Annotated in this window: 1 protein-coding gene; it reads left to right on the plus strand. The window is 57.9% G+C overall.

Features of this window, described 5'->3' with window-relative positions; all coding sequences use genetic code 11:
* The coding region (locus FRY97_RS22690; protein WP_170254888.1) for a hypothetical protein at nt 1-435 on the plus strand (435 nt) is incomplete at both ends.

Here is a 435-nt window from a genome sequence, read left to right on the forward strand (position 1 = left end):
CCTGCCATACGGCTTCCAGGCAGAAAACCCGGCACAGCGCGAAGAGCTGTTCGGCATGGCTACCGGAGCGGACAACTGTGGCGTAGCAAACATTGCAGAGATCAGCTACAGCGCTGACCTGGAGTGCGGCTACGGCAGCATCACCCGTGTATTCCAGGTGACTGACGTACAGGGGCTGAACAGCCAGAACACTTGTGTACAGGTGATCACGGTCAACGAAGTGCACAACTACGAGATCTTCTTCCCAGAAGATGACGATTACACTTGCGGCAACGAAGAGGAGCCAGCAGGGGTAGAATACAACGAGCTCGGCTGCGACCTGCTGGCCGTGACAAGCGAAGACGAGATCTTCTCCGCAAGCGGGGACGAGTGCTACAAGATCTTCCGTACGTGGCGCGTGATCAACTGGTGCGAGTACGACGGCGAGGGCGACCC

Origin of the sequence: Phaeodactylibacter luteus, from assembly GCF_007993045.1 — a bacterium.
In the GTDB taxonomy this organism is placed as follows: domain Bacteria; phylum Bacteroidota; class Bacteroidia; order Chitinophagales; family Saprospiraceae; genus Phaeodactylibacter; species Phaeodactylibacter luteus.